Annotated in this window: 11 protein-coding genes and 1 other RNA gene; 2 read left to right on the top strand and 10 right to left on the bottom strand. The window is 38.0% G+C overall.

Annotated features, from left to right (window positions below; translation table 11 throughout):
* Nucleotides 1-36 precede the first annotated feature (36 nt).
* The 10 genes from rspA to EL194_RS06540 form a co-directional block, all read right to left on the bottom strand.
* Nucleotides 37-6,015, bottom strand: a complete 5,979-nt coding sequence (gene rspA, locus EL194_RS06585; RefSeq protein WP_034886518.1) for a sortase-dependent adhesin RspA — start codon at nt 6,013-6,015, stop codon at nt 37-39.
* A gap of 182 nt (nt 6,016-6,197) precedes the next feature.
* On the bottom strand, nt 6,198-8,546 hold the full coding sequence (locus EL194_RS06580) for a DNA translocase FtsK (protein ID WP_003773291.1): 2,349 nt from the start codon (nt 8,544-8,546) through the stop codon (nt 6,198-6,200).
* 13 nt (nt 8,547-8,559) lie between these two features.
* Nucleotides 8,560-10,218: a ribonuclease J gene (locus tag EL194_RS06575; protein WP_003773289.1), complete on the bottom strand. Its 1,659-nt coding sequence runs from the start codon at nt 10,216-10,218 to the stop codon at nt 8,560-8,562.
* Between the two features lie 143 nt (nt 10,219-10,361).
* Nucleotides 10,362-11,126 (bottom strand): TIGR00282 family metallophosphoesterase, encoded by a 765-nt coding sequence (locus EL194_RS06570; RefSeq protein WP_003773287.1) that lies wholly within the window; start codon nt 11,124-11,126, stop codon nt 10,362-10,364.
* Entirely contained in the window at nt 11,126-12,682 is a 1,557-nt protein-coding gene (gene rny, locus EL194_RS06565; protein ID WP_003773285.1) for a ribonuclease Y, read from the bottom strand. Before rny ends, EL194_RS06570 begins: the two co-directional genes overlap by 1 nt.
* A gap of 111 nt (nt 12,683-12,793) precedes the next feature.
* Entirely contained in the window at nt 12,794-13,819 is a 1,026-nt protein-coding gene (gene recA, locus EL194_RS06560) for a recombinase RecA (protein ID WP_013852836.1), read from the bottom strand.
* A 31-nt stretch (nt 13,820-13,850) separates the two neighbouring features.
* A complete protein-coding gene (pgsA, locus tag EL194_RS06555; RefSeq protein ID WP_003773281.1) occupies nt 13,851-14,444 on the bottom strand; it encodes a CDP-diacylglycerol--glycerol-3-phosphate 3-phosphatidyltransferase in 594 nt (197 codons plus the stop codon).
* Nucleotides 14,444-15,373, bottom strand: a complete 930-nt coding sequence (locus EL194_RS06550; protein WP_232012989.1) for a helix-turn-helix domain-containing protein — start codon at nt 15,371-15,373, stop codon at nt 14,444-14,446. Before EL194_RS06550 ends, pgsA begins: the two co-directional genes overlap by 1 nt.
* Before the next feature lie 128 nt (nt 15,374-15,501).
* An RNA gene (rnpB, locus tag EL194_RS06545) (RNase P RNA component class B) lies at nt 15,502-15,824 on the bottom strand.
* Between the two features lie 15 nt (nt 15,825-15,839).
* On the bottom strand, nt 15,840-16,154 hold the full coding sequence (locus EL194_RS06540) for a DivIVA domain-containing protein (protein ID WP_013852834.1): 315 nt from the start codon (nt 16,152-16,154) through the stop codon (nt 15,840-15,842).
* A 126-nt stretch (nt 16,155-16,280) separates the two neighbouring features.
* Between EL194_RS06540 and recU the strand changes: the two genes are divergently transcribed.
* Nucleotides 16,281-16,862 (top strand): Holliday junction resolvase RecU, encoded by a 582-nt coding sequence (recU, locus tag EL194_RS06535; RefSeq protein WP_003773278.1) that lies wholly within the window; start codon nt 16,281-16,283, stop codon nt 16,860-16,862.
* Nucleotides 16,859-19,915, top strand: coding sequence for a transglycosylase domain-containing protein (locus EL194_RS06530; RefSeq protein ID WP_003773277.1), 3,057 nt, complete (start codon nt 16,859-16,861; stop codon nt 19,913-19,915). Before recU ends, EL194_RS06530 begins: the two co-directional genes overlap by 4 nt.
* The last annotated feature ends 12 nt before the right edge of the window (nt 19,916-19,927 follow it).

The raw sequence follows: 19,927 nt of genomic DNA, 5'->3' as shown, positions 1-19,927 counted from the left end.
AATAAAAAAACCTACACGCATGTAGGTTTTGTTTCGCTATTTTCTTTTTTTACGTCTAAGGATTAACCCCAGCGCAATCAGACCCAGCGCAGCTGTATACTGCATCTGAGGTCCACCTACCCCTGTATTTGGAAGAGCACTCAAGCGATCTTTACTCATTCCTAACACATTAACTCCATGAAGTGGTGGTACTGATGGTTTGGTTGGTCTGTTGTTTAAGGAACCAACTCCATTATCTATTTTTGTATAGGTATTAATTGCGGTTAAACCATCCGCACTGTATGTAATTTTATAACCAGGAACATCATGTTCCACAATATGGTACTTAATTCGTTTTCCAAAATCATCAAACACAGGCTGACGTCTAAAACTGATTGACTTAACACCCGACCCTAAGATTTTTTTCACACCAAGGGGTTTGTTGTTGGCATAAAGTTCAAAGACAACATCCGGTTTATCATCTGGTCCACCAACCCATACTTTATGGGCAGTGATGGTTTGAGAACCTGGATTGAAGGTATTCGTTACGGTTAATCCGTCCGCACTATAGCTTACGTCATACGCTTCATGTTTCGAACGTTCTTGAACCGTATAGTGAATGATTGATCCATCTTGATTACGAACTGGTAGTTTTGTAAAACGTGCTTGGGTCGTTCCGTCATGCAAGGTTGCCGTCTGATGCGTCTTAACGCCATCTGCATACAAATCAAAAATCACGGTTGGACGATTGCTTGATGCACCACCCACCCATTTCTTCGTTGCAATCACATCACGAATTCCTTGGTTATACGTATTGGTTACGGTAAGTCCATCTGAACTATAACTTACGTCATAATGTTCAGGTACATTCACTTCTTCAACACGATACACAATTTTTGTTCCTTGTGCTGTATAAACAGGCACATCCGCAAAGGTAACCGTCTTCTCGCCAGAAGCAAGAACTTGGGTCATCCCTGTAGCCTTTTGATCAGCGTAAAGCTCAAAGGTAACATTTGGACGTGACATTGGGCCACCATTCCATCGTTTTGTCACACTTACATCACGCATGCCTTGATTAAAGGTATTTGTAATCGTTGTTCCTTGATAGGATACATCGTAATTTTCAGGAACATCACGTTCTTGTACTGAATATACAATATCAATACCTGCCTCATCACGTTTTGGTAGGTTTGTAAATGATGCTTCATGTTCTCCATGTTGGAGCGTCAGTGCATGTTCTGTTTTAACGTTATTCGCGTATAAATCAACTACAATTGTAGGATGTTTTTCTGGACCATCAACCCATACTTTTTTAAATGCAACTTCCGTTACACCTGGATTGTAAGTATTGGTTACCGTTAAGCCATCATCACTGTAAGAAGCATCAAAGAACTCAGGTCCTTGTATTTCTTTTACACGATACTCAAAACGTCGTCCTTGCGTATCAAACTCAGGAACATCTGTAAACGATACCGAAGCCATCAAAGGTGTCAGTGTTTCCTTTTGATTCGGTACAGCTTCAAAAGCTTTATCTTCAACACGGCGATACAACTCAAAAACAACATTGTCCCGTGCTTTTTCGCCACCAGACCATACTTTAAAGGCACTCACCGTTTTTAATGGCGCATGATAGGTATTGGTAACCTCGATTGTATTCGCGTCTGTTATCGGTGCTACGGAAACTGTATAGTTTTCGGGTACAGAAACTTCGCGAACAGCGTATTCATACGGTTTACCTTGATGATCATTTTGAGGAACATCCACAAAATCAAGATGGGATTGACCCGAAGGCAATTGTTCTTGCATGCCTAATACATCTATAAATTCATCGTGTGTCCCTTTTAAACGTCGCGTTAATTGGAATGTAGTGTCAGGACGAACTTCAGGTCCATCAACCCAAGTTTTTAGAATACGAATGGATGTCGTAGGTGATACGTAGTGATTATAAACTGTTAAGCCATCGGGACTGTATTGCGTTACCGTATTGGGTACCGACGTTAATTCCTTAACAAAATACGTATACGTTTTACCTTCGTCATCACGCACTTCTAAATCTTCAAAAACGGTAGTTGTTTCTCCATCACGTAAGGTTTGAATCATACCCGTTGATTCCCCTACTTTATCGGATGGGGATGTCGTACGACGCAGTTCAAACTCAATATCAGGACGGGGACTTACACCATTCGTCCAAACTTTTTTCGCAGTGATGTTTTGTAATCCGTAATCATAAACGTTTGTTAATGTAACACTGGTATCACCGTCATGCGAAATATTTTCAAGACTATAATGTTCAATGTCATTAACTTCACGAACACTATAAAGATAAGGCACATTGTCCTCATTAAATTTCGGTAAGTTCGCAAAAACGATATCATGATCTCCTGGCATCATCTTTTGAATCACGCCCGTTGACTCACCGTTGCGAAGAAGTTCAAGTTCTAATGGCACTGAAGGTCCAGGACCCCCTTGCCATATCTTTTTCACATTTAAGTGCGTTACCCCTTCTTGGAAGGTATTGGTAACCGTTAAGCGATCTGAACTGTATGAAACGGAATAATTTTCAGGTACTCCAGCTTCACGCACAAAATACGTAATGTCTTTACCATCAAGTGTACGTTCTGGTAAATCTGTAAAGGTTACAACCTGTTCTTCTGATTCTTTTAAAACACGTTCCCCATTAGGTACTGGTGTTTCAATACCATCTACGTCTTGGTAAAGACGTAGTGTAACCGTCTCCTTGTGTCCACCCACCCATATCTTTCGAGCGGTAACTGAAGTATTCCCTTGATCATAAGCATTGATTAATTCAAGGTTATTCAAGCTTTTAATTTGGGTATAACCATTTGGTACGTTTACTTCTTTAAGTTTGTATTCAATACGACGTCCTTCAAGTGCGAAGGTTGGCATTGAATCAAATCGTACCGTATCACTACCACTTTTTAATATTTTGGGTGCAACACCGCTATCACGATAATCTGTTTCACCATCATAACGCTCTTGAAGTTTAATCTCGATTTCCGGTTTAAGTTCCGGTCCACCACGCCATACTTTTTTACCATAAATTGGGCCTGTTTTGACGTCAAAACGATTAATAACCGTTAAAGGATCCGAAAATGAATTCAAACCTAAATAACCCTGCGGCACTTCGACCTCATTGGCGAAATAGGTAATCGTTTTCCCATCCAAGGTTTTAATTGGAAGGTCACCAAAATGAGCCTCCGTTTCACCATCTTTAAGTTCGATTGGCGCAAGTGGAACCGGTAGAATTTCATTGGAACCTTCAATCCGTTTTGATAGCACAAGTGAGATGGTAGGTCTTGGACTCGGTCCGCCTTCCCATACTTTACGCGCAATAATGGGTTTGGTCGGTATTTGATAATCATTAATAATCTTCAAATCTGTACCAGATCCTTCATATCGAGTTACATAATGATCCAATTGCGTTAATTCCTTAACAGAATATACAATATCTCCATCATGATCTTGTTTTGGTAGATTTCGATAAACTAGATTCGTTTGACCATTTCTTAAAGTTCGTTTTCCATTTGAAACCGGAACTCCATTTGCGTAGAGTTGAATCTCAATTTCAGGACGTACTATTGGGCCATGATTCCATATTTTCTCTACATTTACAGAGATCATATCCGGTTTGAAAGTATTGGTAACGGTTAAACCATCAGCACTGTAGTGAACCTCATAGTGTTTAGTAATATTCGCTTCGCGTACAAAATAACGGATTGATTTTCCGTCTTGAGTTGTTTTAGGAAGGTTCTCGAATGTGACAGAGCCCTCACTTAAATCTTGATAGACCCCATTAACTGCCGAAGAAACGCCATCAATACTTTGGAATAATTGAAATCTTACTGTAGGATGATTGCCTTGGTTCAAGGAATCCACCCAAACTTTATTTGCAGTCACATCGACATACTCCATACGGAATGTATTTGTGACCGTTAAACCATCGTCGCTATACGATGCATCATATCCTTCTGGAATGACAACTTCACGTACGCTGTAAACAATTTCTTTGCCTTGTTCATTATACTTAGGCATATCTTTGAATGTATGACTGGTTTGTTGGGTGAGGGTTATCGTATTTTGTGTATCAACACCATCCGCAACTAAAACATACTTCGTTTCAGGACGAACAGGATTCCCTCCGACCCATTTTTTGGTCATTGTTACGTCTTTTAATAAGTATTCATTTTCAATATGATTCGGTTTTATAATGTTTTCTTTATAATTTTCAGGTACGTCAACCTCACGAATACTATAATCAATCGCAACACCACTCTTATAAGCCGGTAAATCTTTAAACGTTACAGAGCTTTGACCGGATGGAATTTCAAGGATGCTTCCTTCAACAAGTTCACCATTTGCATAAAGTTGAACGGAAACAGATGGTTTCGCAGAAGGTCCACCCTTCCATGTTTTAAAGACTTTAAAATCCGTTAACTCGGTATCTTTAATAAATGTATTCGTAACAAAAATCTCATTGTTTTCATTAATTGGTGTGATGTCAACCTGATACTCATCGGTTGCGAAACCTGCTTCTTCTACAGAATAGGTAATCCTTTGACCCGTAGCGGTTGCTTGAGGAAGGTCTTCAAAAACAACAGATGATTTTCCGCCTTCAAGCGTTAAAATACGACCTGATTCGGTTGTAACGCCATCAACTGTTTGCATTAAGTTAAATGCAACTACAGGATGTGGAGAAGGACCACCAACCCATTTTTTGGATACTTTAACATTTGTTTTCTTAATTTCATTTTTAAATACGGCTAAAGTACCAACTTCCGCATTTTGATCTACATCTACCGTGATTGGTTTTGAATCAACCACAAGCCAAGAAGGTGCTTCAACTTCTTCAATAGTGTAACGACCATCTTTAAGCGAAAGATTAACCACGCCAGACTCATCTGTAGTAACACGTTCAATGAGAGCACCACGATCATTTTTCACAGTAAAAGTAACACCAGCTACAGGTGTTTCAGTTCCATCAACGACTTTCACAATTCGTAAAACACCAGGCTTTGGCTTATTACCAACAATCGATCCTGAAGCATAATGATTTTCTACAGATACTTCTTTTTCAATTGTTTGTGGGTAGCCTTCGTTATCATAAAAACTTGCGACTGCCTTATTTTCCAATTGAGCTTGCTTCAAATCCGTTATTTTTGTGTTATACATAACTTCAATTGAAGCATAGTGTAATTTACCTGGATGGGTCGACACAATGAGAGACTGACCATTAATCCAGACCCCTCCAAATTGATTACGGAATTCTTGTTCACTAACACTATAGCGATTCCCAGTATGATCTGTAACCATAAATACTAACGATCCGGGAATATATTCATGACCCACACCGATCGTATCACGGACTGTCATTTCAGTCATAAAACCTTCACGTTCACCGTTTAAAAGAAGAACCCATCGCACGACTTCTTCCTCATCACGAGACATACCGCCAAGTTTTGAGAACATTTCATAAGAACCACCACCCTGGAATTCACCTTCTACCTGAACTGATTTTTCAGATAAACTTGTACCCAAATTCGTGTAAATGGTTTCTTTAATGTTTTGAGTATTATTGTTATATCCTTCTACTCGAAACGTAAAAGATCCAGCAATATTATTAAGTTGATTGACTTCATCCGTAAATACAACATGAACATTGCCTTCAGTAACATAAACATGACCCAGTGGATTCTCTACCCCTGGCATCGTAAGTTTAATCGTTTGTGAGATCCCTTTGAGTCCCACGGAATAAGGAGATCCGTTTGAATCTACTTTCTGATCCATTGGTAATCGGAGTTCCATAACATCACCAGAATTCAATTTACGATTTCCTGTTTCCGCGAATTGAACTGTAACGCTGGTTTCATACCCATGGTTTAAATTAGTATTTGAGAAATTAAAATCAGTTATGAGACTGTTTTGATTTGCGACACGTGCTGTATCTGCATCCAACTGAATACCAGTCGATACAAACATGACCACAGCCATCAATAGTGCAAATAGCTTTCTTTTCATATACCCTCCCATGAATCCAAATATAAAAATTTAGACTAACGGTATAAATATACACTATTTTTAAGACAATTTCACTACATTCGCACAATTTGTTCTCTTAATATACATAATCTTAACAATACCTCCCTAAATTTAACGGTAAATGACAAATAATGGGTAATAATCACACAAATAAAAAAGCGCTATAGAGCGCTTTCTGGTTCAATATCATCTAATTTTATATAAACATCACGAGGTTTACTGCCCTGAGCAGGTCCAATAACACCATTTTGTTCTAATGAATCAACGATGTTGGCGGCACGATTATATCCAATTCTAAACCGTCGCTGTAATAAAGAGGTTGACGCTTTCTTTTGACGCACAACATATTCCAAGGCTTCTTGATAGAGTGGATCATCTTCCACACCCAAGACACCTTGATTCCCATCAACACCATCAAGTTTAATGAAAGAATCATCAAATCGTGGTTTTGCTTGCGAACTTGCTTTGTCAGCAATTTTTTTAACTTCATCATCGCTGACATAACAGCCCTGAACGCGAATTGCATGCGGTTCGCCCATGGGAACATAAAGCATATCGCCATATCCGAGCAGTTTCTCAGCACCCGTTTCATCAAGAATCGTTCGAGAATCAATAGCACTTGAAACAGCAAAAGCGATACGTGATGGAATGTTTGCTTTGATAATACCCGTCACAACATCAACAGAAGGTCTTTGTGTTGCGACAATAAGATGAATCCCTGCAGCACGTGCAAGTTGTGTAATTCGTTGAATACTTGTTTCAACTTCTTTACCGGCAACAGACATAAGATCTGCTAACTCATCAATAATAACAACGATCCATGGTAATTTGGAAAGGTTTTCCGCTGGGAACGCCTTAACTTTTTCATTGTAAGATCCAATATTTCGTACACCTGCTTTTGAAAATAAATCATAACGTTGTTCCATTTCCTCAACAACCACCTTTAAAGCCGCTGAAGCTTTATGGGGATCATCAATAACAGGACCAATTAAATGTGGTATTTCAGTATACGGTGTAAATTCTACTTTTTTGGGATCAATCAAGAGAAGTTTCAAATCTTCAGGTGACTTCGTAAGAAGTATGGATGTAATAATTGTATTCATACATACCGACTTACCACTTCCAGTTGCCCCCGCCACAAGTAAATGAGGCATTTTATTTAAAGCAACTGTAATCGGTTTTCCAGTTAGATCTTTACCCAAAGCAACATTAATGTTATCTTCAGCCATAAATTGTGACGAACCCATCACAACATCTTTCATCTTAACTGGAACCATTTCCACATTGGGAATTTCAATCCCCACTGCACTCTTACCTGGAATTGGTGCTTCAATACGTAATGTTTTTACTGCCAATTCCATCATTAAGTTATCTTGAATTGAGGCAATGCGACTGATTTTCACATTACTATCCGGTTTTAATTCGAACTTGGTAACTGCTGGTCCAATATGTATATCCATAAGAGCGGCATCAATACCAAACTGTTTTAAAACTGCAATTAAACGGTCACCTTTATCTTTAGCACTGCTAACATTTGCTTTTGAGGTATTCGAACCACGTCCCGCCTCTAATAAGTTAATGGAAGGAACTTTGTAATGATCAAATGAACTGGATCTAAAATCCTCACCGTGTTCAAGTGCTTCTTGTGTACTTGTTTTATCTGATAATGAAACCGGATCTAAACCCGCATTTTCAAGACCAAAGGGATTCTCATCAGATTTAGCGACATCACTTGGAATCGTTGCGGATGGTTCGTCCATTGTCATAAACGGAGTTTTAGAAGTCGGTTCGACACCACTTTGAGGTGAATCAAAAGAAATAAACCCAGCTTTCGTTGGCTCTGCTTCAGATGCATAATCATTTAATTTCTCATCCAATTCAACTTGTTTTTGATGAAGTGCTTTCTCACGTCGTTTTGCTTCTTTTTGTTCACGACGTTTTTCAAATGCAGACTTGGTAGCATCCGTACTCTTTTGAGCACTACGCAACATTTCTCGAGGTGTAAACAAGAGAGCAAGACCACTTAGAATTAAGACAATCACAAACAGCAATACACCAGCACGATCTACAAGATACGATAACAAACCAAATAAAACGGCTCCCACTACACCACCATAAGCATTCTCATTCGAATTCATAAAAATCTTAGGAATTCGATTAAAATACTCGGATATCACCGATAAACCGGATACTTGAGGTTGTAGAAAGAAATTAACCGAAAGAATCATTGCTGTAAACAAAAGTCCTACAGCTGTCCAAAAACGCCACGTTTTATGTTTATGATCTGTATCAATCATTTTATAAAATGTGATACCTATGATCAAGATATGGTAAGGCATTGGATATTGACCTACTAAAACACGCATGCATTGATTTAAAAAACGACCAATAACACCCAGTTCAAACATCGCAATAATTGCAAGTGCAATCAAAGAGAGTTCAACAACAAATTTAATAAGCTCTTGTTGTTTAAGCTGTTCTTTTTTAGTTTTCTTTCCCTTAGAACTCACTCAATCACCCCTATCAGATATGAATTTCGATAATAACAGGTAAAATCATCGGACGTTTTCCTGTTTGTTTGTAAATGTATTTCGCAATAACATCACGAGCTTCATTACGGGCCGTAACATTATCGTATTTATGCTTCTCAACAAGTTTCAAAATCGTTTGTTCAAGAATAACACCGACTTCTTTCATAATATTATCGGCATCTTTTAGGTAGATAACACCACGTGATTGCACATCGGGTCCGCCCAAAATTTCTTTAGTTTTATTATTAATTACCATACCTACGATGATTGATCCATCCGTTGCCAATGTTTGACGATCACGGAGCACTAATCCTGATGTATCTAAATGATCCTTACCATCAATCAACATATCTTCTAATTTCAGAATTTCTGAAGTAGCTTTTAAACGTCCTTCATCAAACTCTGCAACTTGACCGTTGTCTAAAATCACGATATTACCAGCACTGATACCCATATCAACAGCAACACTCGCATTCGCTACAAGATTTTGATATTCACCCTTAACCGGAACATAATACTTCGGTTTAAGAAGTGCAATCATCATTTTTAAGTCTTCTACCGATGCATGCATTGGCATAACATCTTTATAGTTGAGTGACATCACTTTAACGCCATCTTTATACAACTCGTTAATCATTGCACCTGCGACCGCTTCAGTACCAGGAACAACTGGAGATGCGACAATCACATGATCGTTTTCATTCACTTCAACAAGTTGATCTTCCCCCATAGCAATGCGTCCCATTTTATTGAACACACTTGGACCAATATCGGATACAATCACGACAACATCTTTAATATCATTATTAAACTGCTCTGGCTTAATTTCTAAACCTTTAGGCATGTGGTAATAGTTAAGACGTTCAAGATGCTTCATCAAACGGCGTTGCTTTTCACCGTAGAAAAACACTTTACGTTTAAATTTCTGTGCTGTCTCAATAACTTCGATAAGTCGGTAAATATTTTGTTCGTATAAAGTAACGAGAATACGTTCATTTGTCTCTTCAAAAACACGTTCAATTCGCTTTGTAATACGATGATTTGGTGAAGTAAATCCTTGACGTTTCGAAGCAACAGACTCGGCTGTTAATAAGAAAACACCTTTTTTCCCTAATTCAGAGATGTTCGCGACATCACACATAAAACCTTGATTACGCACATCAAAATCAATTATAAATTCACTTGAATGAACAACATAACCTTGATCTGTATCAATAGCAATCCCAAATGTATCCGGAATTGAATGCGTTAAACCGAACGCGACAAAACGACGCTCACCAATTTTAAAACGACTGTTACGTTTAATTTTGTGAATATGCGCATTCTTGACTTTATTTTCTTTAAACAAGTCTTCAATCATCAGTGCAATCAAAGGTGTTGCATATACCGGTGCATTTACTTCCTTTACAAGATAAGGGAGTGCACCCATTACGTCATCATGACCGTGTGTGATAAAGATAGCTTTAACACGTTTTTTATTTTTCTTTAAATATGATAAATCGGGAATTACAATTTCAACGCCCAATTGATCAGTTTGTGGATATTTTAAACCTGCATCCACGACATAAATCTCGTCATTAATCTCGATGACTGACATATTCTTGCCATCTTCATCAAGACCTCCTAATGCGAGAAAACGAATTTTATCCATAAAATCTCCTTTTAATTAATTTCTATTATGATGTAAACCATTTCCTATATTATACACTAGATTTCCTTCACTTAAAAACGAAGCACTAATGTTTGCACAGAAACTTCAATAAAAAAACCAAGCAAGGCTTGGTTTTACTTACTTTAAATTGCAATTCTTTGAATTGATTTCGACTTCATTGTCTTATCATCAACATCAATCACTACAGCATTTAAGAATGCATCACCTTTAGCCACTTTGAAGTGTGTATTTTCATTTAAAATTACGCGATCATACAACTCATCAATGTCACGTCCAATAACACTATCACAAGCGCCACACATTCCTACATCCGTAATATAAGCTACTTGACCAATAATACGTTCATCTGCAGTTTGAACATGTGTATGGGTTCCAACCATTGCATCAATTTCTTCTGAATAAATATGAGCAAATAACATCTTTTCACTCGTCGACTCCCCATGGAAATCCACAAAGTAATAATCATACTCTGTATTCTCCAAAAGCCAGTCCATATAAGGATAAGGACGATCACCAACGCGATTCATAAACGCTTCACCATAAAGGTTTACTACACATATTTGTTTTCCCTTAACATCAAAAACTTTGTAGTAGTTTCCAAAATCAATGGGTTCAATGTTAGCAGGTATTAAAAGATTAGGACATTCGTCATAATCATCGATAATTTCACGTTTTGCGAATGTATGGTTTCCCATCGTAATACACTCCACGCCTGCTTCCGTTAATTGATTGTATATTTTCTTTGTAATCCCTTTACCATGCGCACTGTTTTCACCATTTGCAATCGTAAAGTCTATTTCATATTTCTCTTTTAACATAGGTAAGTGGTCAACAACAATTTGTCGACCACTTGCTCCTACGATATCACCTATAAATAATATCTTCATTACTTAGCTAACTCCATTGCGCGTAATTCACGAATCACGGTCACTTTAATTTGACCAGGATATGTGAGTTCTTCTTCTATTTGTTGACGAATATCGCGTGCCAATTTTACCGTTTGAAGATCATCGATTTCATCTGGTACAACCATAACGCGTAATTCACGACCTGCTTGAATTGCGAATGCGCGTTGGACACCTTCACGTGTCGATGCAATTGCTTCAAGTTCTTCAAGACGTTGAATATAATTTTCAAACGACTCAAAACGTGCGCCCGGTCTTGCTGCACTTAATGTATCCGCTGCTGCGACAAGTACGGCAATCGCACTGGTTGCTTCAGTATCACCGTGATGTGATGCAATCGCATTAATCACAATTGGATGTTCATTATGTTTCTTCGCTAAACGTACTCCTAAATCTACATGGCTACCCTCGATTTCAAAATCAAGGCCTTTACCAATGTCATGAAGGAGACCTGCACGTTTCGCAAGTTTTTGATTCAAGCCAAGTTCTGCGGCCATCATACCCGCTAAATTTGCTACTTCAATACTGTGTGCTAAGGCATTTTGACCGTAGCTGTAACGATATTTAAGACGTCCAAGGATGGTAACAATTTCTTTATCCATCTTACTAATACCAAGATCAAATAAGGTGTCTTGACCCGTTTTATTAATAACTTGATAGAGTTCTTTACGAGCTTTATCAACAACTTCTTCAATACGACCCGGTTGAATTCGACCATCAGTCATAAGAGTATCCAATGCCATTCGCGCAACTTCACGACGAATTGGATCAAAACAGGATAATGTAATAATTTCAGGTGTGTCGTCGATTAAAAGATCAACGCCCGTAGCATTTTCAAATGCACGGATATTACGTCCTTCACGACCAATAATACGGCCTTTCATTTCCTCACTTGGTAAGGTAATTACCGATGAAGTACGTTGTGAAGTCTCTTCTTGTGCATATCGCGAAATAGCAAGAGAAATTATGTTTCTTGCGATGTCTTCAGCCCGTTGATGAGCCATTTCTTCTTGTTCACGTATGTATGTAAGAACTTCTTGTTCCATTTGCTTTTCGACAACTTCGAAAAGTTCAGCTTTTGCTTCCGATGCAGGCATATGTGCAACACGTTCTAATTCTCTTAATTGAACTTCTGTGCGCTCAATAAACTCCTGCTCCATCTTATCTAGTTTGGCAGTTCTAGCCTCTAAGTCACGTTGCTTATTCAACATTTCTTTATCTTTAGTAACTAAGTTTGCATCGCGAAAATTTAGATTTTCTTCACGGCGATCCAATTTATTTTCATATTCTTGGAGTTCCTTACGCTGCCCCTTAAGTTCCTTTTCAGCATTTAGTTTGATCTCATATGCATGAGTTTTCGCTTCTAAATGTGCTTCTCTTTTTATTGATTCTGCTTTATCTTCAGCATCTTTAATTAATGAATTTGCACGTTCCTTTGAACGGTTTAAACCTAATTTATTAACGACAATCATCGCAAAAATTGTCAAAATAAAAACAATAATACCAGTTAAGACGGAATATAATAGTTGATTGTCCATTCTATTCCTCTTTCTTTATTAAAAAATATTTAAAAATTAGTTTCCTAATACATATATAATACTTTATTAATGTGAATTCCACAAGGACAAAAAAAAGAATGATATATAATATCATTCTTTCTCCTCTTTTTTCTCTAAAACTTCACGTTTCGGTAGAATAATCTCGCGAATTTGCGCAGCAATTTCTTCAGTTATCTTAGGATTATCTTCTAAGAAACTTCGTACCGCTTCACGACCTTGTCCGATTTTCTCATCTTTATAAGAATACCATGATCCACTCTTATTGATAAAGTCGTATTGAACACCTAAGTCGATTACTTCACCAATATAGCTAATTCCCTTACCGTAAATAATTTCAACTTGTGTTGCTCTAAAGGGCGGTGCCACTTTATTCTTTACGACTTTAATATTAGCTTTATTACCCACAATATCTGTACCTTGTTTTATTTGTTCACTACGACGAATATCAAGTCGAACAGAAGAATAGAATTTTAAGGCACGACCTCCCGGTGTTGTTTCAGGATTACCAAACATAATTCCTACTTTTTCTCGAAGTTGATTAATAAAAATTGCAGTACACTCGCCTCGGTTCATTCCACCGGATAATTTACGCATTGCTTTAGACATCATCCGAGCTTGTAAACCAACTTGAGCATCGCCCATTTCCCCATCAAGTTCCGCTTGTGGAACAAGTGCAGCAACACTGTCAACCACAATCAAGTCAACCGCACCACTTCGTACCAAAACATCCACAATTTCCAATCCTTGTTCACCGCTATCGGGTTGTGAAAGAATTAAATCATCAATGTTAACGCCTAAGTTTTGAGCATAGATAGGATCAATCGCATTTTCAGCATCGATAAATGCAGCTTTTCCACCCGCTTTTTGCACTTCTGCAATTGCATGTAATGCGAGCGTTGTTTTACCGCTTGATTCAGGGCCGTAAATTTCAATAATACGACCTTTTGGGTATCCGCCAATTCCAAGTGCAGCATCTAAACTTAACGACCCTGAACTAATAGCATCAATATCAACCGCTGCTCGATCACCCAAGCGCATAATTGAACCCTTACCAAATTGTTTTTCGATTTGTTTTATTGCATCATCAAGAACTTTATCTTTTTTTGCGTTATCCATACGATCCTCCATATATGAAACTAAACAAAGACTACATACTTTCTGTAAAGAATGAACGGCTTTGAATTACATACGAAGCCCCACTTAAGACTGACATTAATGTTGCAAACCATACTGCAATGGATGAAACTGGAATATGATACAACTCAAATGGCAGGTTATTCAGCAAGACTAAAATAATTGCAATCATTTGCGCTACAGTCTTTACCTTACCTAAATACCCAGCAGCCATAACCATTCCTTTTTGAGCAAGTAACATTCGTACTGCATCTACAATGGTATCGCGCCAAATCATAATCAATACTGCCACAACAGGAACAATTCCTTGATAAGCAAAAATTATAAATAATGTATTCACTAAAAGTTTATCCGCAATTGGATCTAAGAACTTACCAAAGACGGTAATCATATTGCGACTGCGTGCAAGATAACCATCCAGGAAATCTGTAAAGGATGCAACCGCAAAGAGTACAAGAACCGCGATATTTTTATAAGATAACATTACGGTTTCGATATTAATATAGGGAACGGTAATCCCAAAATGACTGTAAGGAAATAATTCAACCAATACGATGATTGGTATTAAAATAATCCGAAACACGGTTAATTTATTTGCAATATTCATTAGTTAGCTCCTCCAATAAACTTGAAGGTAATTGTTGCATAGTCTGGTAAGGTTGCAATCGATGCATCCAATTCAACTTTTTCACCATTCAACTTAATTTCATTACCATTCATATAACCAAACGTTGCTTCCAACGACTTCCCTTCAACAACATTGAAGATCACACTTGCTTTCTCACCTGCATTAAAAATCTTAGCTGCAGGGTTTGCAAGTTGTTGACCATCTTCTGTAAAGGATGTCCATGAAGCATTGTGGAACTCAAATTCAAACGTTGCTTTTTCATCTTTAACCCAGTTCTTTACTTCATAAACAACACTGGATCCTTCAATCGATTTTTGCGCAACTTCAAGTTTCACTTTTTCAGGTTCTTTTGGTTTTTCTGTTTCAGGTTTTTTCTCGTCTTCTTTAGATTCCTCTTTCGGATCTTCTTTTGGCACAACAATTGTACTTCCTGGATCTTCAATTGGATCTTTAACGTTGAGACTTCCACTCAACAATTTATAACCACCAAAGAATAAAAGCGCAAGAATTGCAATCGCAAATAGAAGCATTGCAATTGTTTGCAAATCCATCTTTTTACGGCCTTTCGAAGTGGGTTTACTTTTAACTTTTGTTTTCTTTGATTTTTTTTGGACATTACTTGTAATTTCGTCTTGCTTTTTGATTTGAGAAACCGTGATGGAATCCGTATACGCGTTAATCGTATCATCCAACTCATTTCGCAATTCATTATAATCAATACCTAAAGCATTTGCATAATATCGTACAAAGTAACTCAAATACGATAAATCATCTTTAAAAAATTGAATATTTCCTTCTTCAATAGCACTCAACTGTACGGTTGATAATTTCGTTTTAACACTCATTTCTTCTAATGAGTAACCTTGTTCTTTACGGCGTTCTTGTAGTATTAAGCCAATTTTTTCCAAGTTATGCTCACCTTCCTTACACATATAAAATAATTATAACAATCATTACACTTTATTACAATGTAATACGTGTGCATTTATCAAATTAAAAAAGGAGTATTTCTACTCCTAAATGCATTAACACTCATTAAGCCATGTTCTGTTGCGATAATCATTTATCTACGTTTTAAAAACGTCTCACGTTACCTTCATTTCAGTAGTGTGAGTTCCCCTACCAATTTTGGGTTTCTCGCTTATGGGGTTTACCTCGTTCCACTTCCTAGGTTTCCCTAGGAACTTCGTCACTGTGGCACTTTTATAGCCTCCATCCATAGTTTCCCTTAGGATTTTGGTCTGCCGTTATAGATGCCTCTATACCTCAGCTTATTGATTCACTGAGCACAAACACTACCACCATCTCAGGTGGTGCGAGCATGGACTTTCCTCTACATTTTACTGCAGCGATTATCTTTCGTGTTAGTAAGATTTATTTTTTATTATTAAAGACCGCTTCCTCAAGTCGTGAAACACGTTTTAGAATGTCTACATGACTGAATTGAGTTGGCATATCCTTAGACACACGATCTCTTCCTTCATATTCTAAAAGCATGCGTTTTTGTTGACCTAATGTGGTTTCATATCGATCTAACAACTCTTTTTGTTCTTTGATAATGCCTTCAAAGAATTCATAGTCGTGCATTACTTGATCAAGGAATTGATCAACCTCAACTGCATTATATCCCTTAAAGTCCACATGGAACTCTTTATCCAGGATTGCTTGCGTCGTTAATTTTTGTGCCATAAATTCACCTCTCATCTATTATTACAAATTACCGTTTGAAGTTCAATAGGAAACCTCCGCTTTCCCCGAAGATTTTTAGTATATGATATTTGATGTGAATTATAGTATAATATTGTTGGTGATTAGATGATTCAATATCCAACTGGAAAAAAAACTTACAACAAACCCAGTGGTACTGGCGTTACAAGTAGACGTGGTATGAGTCTTGAAGAAGATATCAACAAAACCAATGACCACTATCTAACGAAGGACATGGCGGTAGTTCATAAAAAACCTACGCCGATTCAAATTGTCAATGTTGACTATCCTTCACGTAACAAAGCAAAAATCACTGAAGCTTATTTTAGACAGGCATCCACAACCGATTATCAAGGTGTATATAAGGGATACGCCCTTGATTTTGAAGCAAAGGAAACAAAGAACAAGACATTGTTCCCACTCACTGCGCTTCATCAACATCAGCTCGATCATCTTGCTGCTGTTTCACGGCATGGAGCCATAGCATTTCTTATCATTCGTTTTTGGACGATTGATGAGACGTATTTGATCTTTGCAAAAGACTTTGTACCTTATATTAGTGAGAAACAAGTACGTTCATTACCCCTTTCGTGGATTCGAACGGTCGGTTTCCAACTAGAGAGTACATATCAAATACCTTGTCATTATCTTGACATTATTAATAGAGTCTATATAAAGGAGTGTCTATGACAAATAGAAAAAGTAAAAACGAACCTGAGATTCCACATATGAAAAGTGGATCTTCAAATAATATAAATGGTTCTCAAAAAAAAGCAAAACCAAAAAAAGATAAAAAACCCTTAACACCCGAACAAAAGAAACTTAAACGACAACGAATTGTCGCATGGGTTTTAATTGTCTGTGTATCGATTGGAATTCTTGGCGTTACGGGCGTGGGAGCACTCACCGTTAAAAATATGAAGAATGCTCCAGCACTGAAAAAGGATGATTTTTTAACACAATCAGCCTCAACCATCTTTGATAAGAATGGTGAACCCATTTATAATACTGCTGCAAAAAAATCGGATCCAACAACATTTGATCAAGTGCCTCAATCATTAATTGATGCATTTGTAGCTGTTGAAGACTCAAGATTCTTTGTCCATGGTGGTTGGGATGTTCCCCGCTTTACCAAAGCAGCACTTTCAAATCTTCTTGATTCATTAAGACATGGATCGATTAGTTTTGGTCAAGGAGGATCAACGCTAACGATGCAACTGATCAAAAACCAGTATTTTATGGAGAATGAGGATGCAGCAACAGGTGTAAACCGAAAACTGCAAGAAATTTATCTTTCTACTAAATTAGAGCGTGAACAAGTCCTCAGTAAGAAAATGATTTTCGAACTCTATATTAATATGATTAACTATGGTGTTCCACGTACGATGGGTGCTGATGCTTCAGCTCAAGCATACTTTGGAAAACGTCTTTCAGAAATTAACCTTACAGAAGCTGCATTCCTTGCAGGTGTTATTAATGCACCAAGTGTCAATAACCCTTACTACAGTATTGAAGCAGCCGATGAACGGACTAAAGAAGTACTCTATTTGATGAATTATCACGGATATATAACCGATGAAGAGTATCAACTTGCCAAAGCCGTACGGGTTGAAGACTTGCTGGTTGAGTCCTCGGCTTCAGAAGGTGAAATGTTTGAATATCAAGCATTTATTGACGTTGCGTATCAAGAAGCACAAGAACTCACTGGACTTGATCCAGGAAAAGTTTCGATGAATATCTACACAAGTATGGACCCTACGGTTCAAAAAGGAATCGATGATTTCCAAAACCGTAAGATCACAGACTTAAACCCTTCAATGATTGATGAAGAGAAGAATGAATACCGACCAATTCAAGTAGGTTCGGTTATCTTAAATAACCGTACCGGTGAAATTGCCGGGATTGTTGGTGGTTTTGATTACAATGGGGCATTCTTACATAACCGTGCCATTGCGAAAAACTCCTCACCAGCATCCGTTATGAAACCACATATTGCCTATGCACCTGCATTTGAATATCAAGGTCTTGCGACCTCACATGTATTCTTGGATGCTCCCATGAATTATCGAGGTACCGATATTTTAATTGGTAACTATGATGGTCGCTATTTAGGACAAGTTCCTTTAATGATGGCTGTTGCCGACTCACGAAACATACCTGCTTTAGAAGCAACACAAGGTACAATTGATACCATTGGAAATGAAAAGATGGTCGAATATCTCAATAAACTTGGATTCAGTTCCGTATCTGAAGATAACTTCCGACCAGGATTTGCCATTGGTGATGGAACATTTACAGTTAGCCCTGTTGAATTAGCGGGAGCCAATGCCGTTATGTTCAATGATGGTAATTATATTAAACCTCATACAATTACACGCATTGAGTTTTTAGATAGTGATCGCGAACCTTATGTTCCATCACATACAGCGACACCTGTTATCTCTGATGCATCTGCATGGCTCACAACACGAATCATGAAGTATGCTGTAGATAGCCCTTATAATCCAGTTATTTCACCCGTTCGTCGTAACTATCCAGTATTTGGTAAAACAGGTACAAATAAATACGACAATGAAACAGCTGACGCAACCGGTGTTCCACGTAATGCAATTAAAGACCGTCTCATGATTACCGCAACATCAGAATACAGTATTGCGACATGGACCGGTTTTGATTCAAAAGATAAAAAGAACCCTTACTTTATTGATGAGTATGGTGTTGATGAAGCATCACAAAACCTTACAGGTAAATTAAACAGTTATTTACTCGATCTTATTGAAGAATCCTTCGGGACAGGTGATGATGTTGCCCGTCCAGGTTCGGTTGCAGATATCCAACATATCTTGGGTACCTTCCCGTATCAAGCGCCTGTAGAGGGCATGGATCAAAGTTTACTTGCTACAGGTTACATTAAACGTGACTTCCTCAAACTTGCAGAAGCGAGTCCAAAAGACTTATCTGCGCTCAGCGATCATAAAGTTATGATGAACCAAAAAGGCAATAAATTTAATTTCGATATTAAGATGGCAACCTATCCGGATGCCTCGCAATTAACCGTTGCACCTTCAACCATAACCATGAACTACCCAAGTGGTGGAACTGTGGATGGAAAACGATTGTATGATCCATCATGGCTCTTTGGAGCGGTGCGTTATAAATCCGAAATTCGTGTTGATGGAAAACCTATCGCGGAATCCATGACCGAAGGTCCAAACCAAGAAATCTCAGTCACAATCGAGAACTTAAAAGGTAAGATTGAAGCATGTTCATACTATACCTTTGATAAGAGTACCGGCAAGAAGAGTAATGTTGTCTGTACATCAGTTGATGCGAAAGAAATCAGTGTTTCTGTACCATCAGCTGGTACCGCATTTAATGACTTTGTAGAACAGATGGTTGCGGCAGGATTTAGTCGTGATCTTATCCAAGGAAACTATGTTCTTGAAGGCAACAAGTATAAATCCGTTGTCTCCGCAGATCCAAACATTCTTGGAAAAAGCGTAAAACCTGGAGATTACTCTGGTACAACCATTCGAGTTAATGTCACGGACTTAGAAATTACCGCTTCTGGTGACTATCTCCGTTCAAATCTAAAACGGGCTGCCGATGCAGGTTATTTGACCGTCGACACACAAGGCAAGGCATCGGGTGTTATCGATTCCTTTACTGTAGATGGCGTAGCCATGAGTTCCTTTAGATTAAGTGATCATGAAGGTTCTGAAGTAGTTGTAAACTTTAAATAGAAGGCTTCGGCC

Source organism: Erysipelothrix rhusiopathiae, assembly GCF_900637845.1.
Taxonomy (GTDB): domain Bacteria; phylum Bacillota_I; class Bacilli_A; order Erysipelotrichales; family Erysipelotrichaceae; genus Erysipelothrix; species Erysipelothrix rhusiopathiae.
This window is presented reverse-complemented; position numbering and strand designations above follow the sequence as displayed.

Coding starts and splice junctions, on each gene's coding strand:
- recA (WP_013852836.1), bottom strand. CDS start 13,819: ATGGATAACGCAAAAAAAGATAAAGTTCTTGATGATGCAATAAAACAA.
- EL194_RS06570 (WP_003773287.1), bottom strand. CDS start 11,126: ATGAAGATATTATTTATAGGTGATATCGTAGGAGCAAGTGGTCGACAA.
- rspA (WP_034886518.1), bottom strand. CDS start 6,015: ATGAAAAGAAAGCTATTTGCACTATTGATGGCTGTGGTCATGTTTGTA.
- EL194_RS06575 (WP_003773289.1), bottom strand. CDS start 10,218: ATGGATAAAATTCGTTTTCTCGCATTAGGAGGTCTTGATGAAGATGGC.
- EL194_RS06540 (WP_013852834.1), bottom strand. CDS start 16,154: ATGGCACAAAAATTAACGACGCAAGCAATCCTGGATAAAGAGTTCCAT.
- pgsA (WP_003773281.1), bottom strand. CDS start 14,444: ATGAATATTGCAAATAAATTAACCGTGTTTCGGATTATTTTAATACCA.
- rny (WP_003773285.1), bottom strand. CDS start 12,682: ATGGACAATCAACTATTATATTCCGTCTTAACTGGTATTATTGTTTTT.
- recU (WP_003773278.1), top strand. CDS start 16,281: ATGATTCAATATCCAACTGGAAAAAAAACTTACAACAAACCCAGTGGT.
- EL194_RS06530 (WP_003773277.1), top strand. CDS start 16,859: ATGACAAATAGAAAAAGTAAAAACGAACCTGAGATTCCACATATGAAA.